The sequence below is a fragment of the Methanothrix sp. genome (assembly GCF_024518575.1).
Lineage (GTDB): Archaea > Halobacteriota > Methanosarcinia > Methanotrichales > Methanotrichaceae > Methanothrix_B.
In genome coordinates, this window is record NZ_JANIHG010000062.1 from 1 (window position 1) to 4654 (window position 4654).

4 protein-coding genes and 1 pseudogene are annotated in these 4654 nt (G+C 52.5%); 2 read left to right on the plus strand and 3 right to left on the minus strand.

The window, feature by feature from the left end:
- Positions 1-535 (plus strand): annotated as a pseudogene (locus tag NQU42_RS08130) (hypothetical protein); the annotation flags it as partial.
- Positions 536-733: 198 nt separating this feature from the next.
- On the opposite strand, the gene NQU42_RS08135 reads toward NQU42_RS08130, so the two are convergent.
- From NQU42_RS08135 to NQU42_RS08145, 3 genes are read right to left on the minus strand one after another with little or no spacing between them, the layout of a single operon-like run.
- Positions 734-1489: a DUF1616 domain-containing protein gene (locus tag NQU42_RS08135; protein WP_296610554.1), complete on the minus strand. Its 756-nt coding sequence runs from the start codon at positions 1487-1489 to the stop codon at positions 734-736.
- A gap of 15 nt (positions 1490-1504) precedes the next feature.
- Positions 1505-3331 (minus strand): glycosyltransferase family 39 protein, encoded by a 1827-nt coding sequence (locus tag NQU42_RS08140; RefSeq protein WP_296610556.1) that lies wholly within the window; start codon positions 3329-3331, stop codon positions 1505-1507.
- Positions 3332-3375: 44 nt separating this feature from the next.
- Positions 3376-4131 (minus strand): undecaprenyl-diphosphate phosphatase, encoded by a 756-nt coding sequence (locus NQU42_RS08145; protein WP_296610558.1) that lies wholly within the window; start codon positions 4129-4131, stop codon positions 3376-3378.
- A 176-nt stretch (positions 4132-4307) separates the two neighbouring features.
- Between NQU42_RS08145 and NQU42_RS08150 the strand changes: the two genes are divergently transcribed.
- On the plus strand, positions 4308-4654 hold a 347-nt coding region (locus NQU42_RS08150), incomplete at its 3' end, for an acylphosphatase (RefSeq protein ID WP_296610559.1).

Consider the following 4654-nt stretch of genomic DNA (forward strand, 5'->3'; position numbering starts at 1 on the left):
ATATCCAACGTACAGCCCCCCTAACGATGCAGGGGATGTGGAACTGGAGATGTCTGAGGGCTGCGGGAGCTTCACAGGTCGCTGGAGATACGGCTCCTCGGGCGATTGGAGTGGCAGCTGGAACGGTACGCGGGCTGGCGTGAGCGAGCCTGCCAGCGCTCAAACTGAAGAGACTTTGATACTTGTGACCAATACCCTTGCAGCTGTGGATAACGCCCCAACGGCTCCGACGAAGTTCACCCTCGACAGGTCCATGAGGATAACCAAGATCCGCACATACCACTGGAACTACGGCCAGGGCAAGACGCCCGGGAGCATATCTCTCAGAGATTCGGCAGGCAACACATACGGGCCCTGGGAGGCATATGGCGAGCCTGGAATGGGCGGAGTGCCCAATGCGTACTGGGTAGTGGAGCCGAATGCCGTACTGCCCGCCGGAACCTATGAGGTAATCGATTCGGATCCAGCCACATGGTCGCAGAACAGCGAGACCGGTGGAAGAGGAATAACATGGGTGTATGCGTCTCCTATGTAGGAACGGATGTGAAATGCAACTTAATTATCAGCCTTCATCTGGTGAAGAGCATGAGCAATGTGATGGCTTAAACAGATAAGGCCGTGAGAATGTATGTGGGTCTTGCGGAGAGGATCATCTGCGCCAATTCGAGCCTGTAGAGCAGGAGCGCCACAAGCAGCAGGCCGAATGCAGGCCTCATGATCCTTCTGAGATTTATCAGCGCGCATCTGTTCGTTCTTGAACTCTGAGCAGATGAAGCCTCCTGATAGGCTCACCATCACTGTAGAGGGTGAAGTTGAGCCTGAGTGCGTTGTTCATCTCTCCAATGCTGATAGGCGTCGCCCAGCTCGACTCTCCCTTGAGTGTGAAGTGGTAGCTCTCCAGAACGCGTCCATCGCTCTCGATGTCAACTCTGTAACAACCCATTCCAGCGTGGTTTGCAACAACGACTTTGACATATGATCCCCAAGACTCCGAGGGGATAATGCCGTTATCATCGGTGAGGTAGAACTCCACAGGTCTCTCCGGCTCCACGCTCAGGGCCATCGCAACTGCCATTATCAGAAGCAGTATCGCTGCTGCGCGTACTGACGATACCTTGAACTCTGGGAGCTGCAGATCATATGGATCATCCTCCCTGCGCCTTCTGACGATGGATACGAGCATGAAGAGAGCAGTTGCTGAGATGAGTGATAGAAGAAGTGGCGCGTCCCACAGCTTCAAATCAAGTATATCCAGGCCTGCAGCAAGCGAAGCTACCAGAGATACGTTCAGACCGATGCTCATCACCAGACGTTCAGTGGCACTGAGGCCCTCTTTGCTCGGAAAGAGCGCCACCGAGAGTGCGTATCCTGGAAGCAGCATTATTATCGGGAGTGCGACCAGCGGCACCCCCACGTACGTTCCTGTAGCTCCGATTAACAACAGAGCATATGTCAGAACCGCGTCCCTTGGAAGCTCACTTAAATTCAAAGCAGACACTACGTATCAACCCCTGTAAATCCAGGCCTCCCCGTTGTCGTATATCCTTGAGGTCATCCTCTCCAGCTTGTCGATCTCCTCATCTCCTAATGGCCTCCTCTCCTCGAGCAGCCACTCATCAAATTCTGCATATCTGAGCATCCTGTCACGAACGAGAACGATATCGTTGCCATTCGAGAAACTATCTGGGTCAAGTTTCTCACGGCCTGAAGTGCGTCTTCCTTCCAGCAGACCTAAGGAGAGATCTGCTGTGATATTCTCGAGCTGCAACGAGGCGTATCCCACATATCTATCTGTGTGGAGTCTTCCCACAGCGTTGTGCTCTCTCAGGTAATCTATAGCCATGATCTCGGATTCTGGATGGTATATGACAGATGCCCTGGCATCATGCCTCGGATCGTTCTGTGGAAACTCCTGCCCCCAGAAAACGGTCGATGGAAATGCCACTACCAAGCAGAGGAGGCATATCATGGCTATGGCAGTAGCTCCAATTTTCGGATCCAGACGTCTCGTTAAAGACGCGTAGCCGTAAGCTCCAATTATCGCAAGCGATGGATATAGAAACTCTATGAACCGAAGTGGGTCTTCAAAGTAGTACAGCTTCAGTATACTGCCAATAAACAGCACTGCCACGCCGCCAGCCCAAGCCAGGAACGGCGTGCCCTTTACATTCATAAAGCCTCTCAGTCCGACAAGCGAGAGGACAATCATCAGCAAGCCGTTAGCATAGAAATGTAGCGGATAGTTCAGCACGAAGAATGATCTTCCAAGAAGGAAGTTCAGAGCCACAGCTGCGCTGATTATGCAGATAATGATCAGTCCGTAGTAGCTGGGCGTTGAGAGTCTCTGAAGGCTACGGGTATGTGCTCTGAGATGTACGATCAGATCGTTTGATATTCCGAGTAATGCATAGATCGAGATCAAGATTATGGCTACAACAACTAATGAATCCGCCGGTATCGCCGATGGAAGAAACCTTTCTATCGTTCCAGTTACCAATCTGTAGATATTCGGCAATCTCATGTTCCACCAGATCAGGGGAATCGAAAAAGCTGTTAGGGATAGAGCTAGAGCTCTGAATGCGTCCTTTCCGTTCTTGGACATGAACAACATGTATGCAACTGCGAATGAGTTAATCCAGACGATGAATATCAGGGCTGTCAGATGGTGGGTGAGCGCGAGGCCGAGCATAACTGTTAAAGCCGCCGGAAGGTAGCGGTTGCTGCTCAGAGCCCTGTATGAGAGGTACATGGCTACCAGCGCCATGGATATGCCAAGAGATTCGGTTACAGCCTGGGAGATCCAGTGGATGTAGGCGGTGCCCACCGAAAGAAGCAGACCCGCGGCTATGGCAGTCCTGCCGTCCAAGAAGTCCCTGGCAAGGAGATACAGAGATAGGATGCCAGCAGCGCTGAACGACGGGATCAAGAACTTCTGAAGCGGCATAGGTTCTAAATGCATATATGTTGATGCTGCCGCGATCAATGTATGAAGCGCAGGCTGCTGGTCTGGATAGAATGGAGGTGAGAGCATCCCGCCCCGCATAATTTCAAGGACCATGGCGTATTCGAACCACGGATCGCCCCATGTCAGATACTTGAATCGGAACGCCAGTATCAGTGCCGACTGGATGCTGCAGAGGGCTAGGCCGCTCAGGCTTTCCGTCATGTAGGTACGATAGACGAGAGCCAAATAGCACAATCCGAACAAGATCAGAGCGAGGATGTTCAGCCTGCTCAGGGCGAGTCCGAAGAGACCTCCCAGGAAAATCAATATCTCCAGAGCAGGATCTCTCTCACCAGCATTTTTAGGGTGCGTCTCATTTGTGGGCATAATCCGTATTGTTTTTCCATCATCACATCTGATAAAAGTTTCACTCATCCCATCAGTGCGAAGAGCAGCGTGACCATTCCCAGGACCATGCAGAACCAGGAGAAGCTGATTCTTCTTGCAGCCCGTATCAGCATATCCATGGTCAGGTATCCTGCAACCAGTGACGATAGTATCATCGTCAGAGCGGTCTCGACCGGCGGAACTCTGCTGCTCGAGAAGTCCAGGAGAATCGCGCCGATCACCGCTGGCACGCTTATGACGAATGATATTCTCAGCGCATCCTCCTGCCTGATTTTACGCATTAACATCACACTCAATGTTGTGCCAGATCTTGACACCCCCGGAAGGATCGAGAGGCCCTGTGCCATTCCAAGAACGACCATCTCCCAGAGAGACATATCATCTGCAACCCGTGATCCGGATCTGCTGAGCCTCAGGAGCAATCCTGTTATTATGAGAAGGCCGCCTATGAGCATTGTCGCCTCCCGTCCGCCGGTGAAGCTCTCGCGGAGAAGGAAGTAGAGCGGGACGCCAGTGATACTTGTGCAGACCGTCGAGATGATCACGGTTCTTGTGAGCGCAGACCCTCCCTGAAGCATCTGGAGGAACTCGCGCCTGAACCTGATCAGGACAGCGATCATGGTACCGAGATGCATGAAGAGCGACCAGGATAGGGCCTCGGCTGGCGTTATACCAAACAAGGCGATCATCGTCAGCATCGTCTGGCCTTCGCTGCTCACAGGCAGCCATTCAGTGATCCCCTGAATGACGCCCAACAGCAGAGCCTGAAAAACATCCATCCCCGCAGCGGTCTGCAACATGGTATATCTCAGTTTCGGGGGAGTTTTTAAATACACCTTACAGAGACCGGACTGCTACGTCAAGAAGGCGTCTCAGCTATGCTGATGGTATCTCAGCACTGCCGGGGCAGCTTCGGGGGCACATCTTAAATAGAATACGTGAAGTGGTTATTACGATGAAGCTTAGGGCACTGATCCGGGGTCAGAGGGTCCACGGGGTAGGTTACCGCAATCACCTTCTTGCCGAAGCGGACAGTTTATGCATGAAGGGGTTCTCAGCACGGAACCTGAGGGAGAATGGCCTACAGCTCGTGGAGGTCCTCTTCGAGGGAGATGAGATGCAGGTCTCATCCTTCATGGAGTTCATCAGATCCAGCTGGCCTATGGCCGCAGAGATCTCAGACATATCCTTCAAGGAGTACGATGGCCGTGTCGAGAGCCTAACCAGGTTTGCCATAAGGTTTCAGGCCATCCAGCTCTCCAAGGGCGTTGAGTCGATCCTGAGAATAGAATCAAAGCAGGA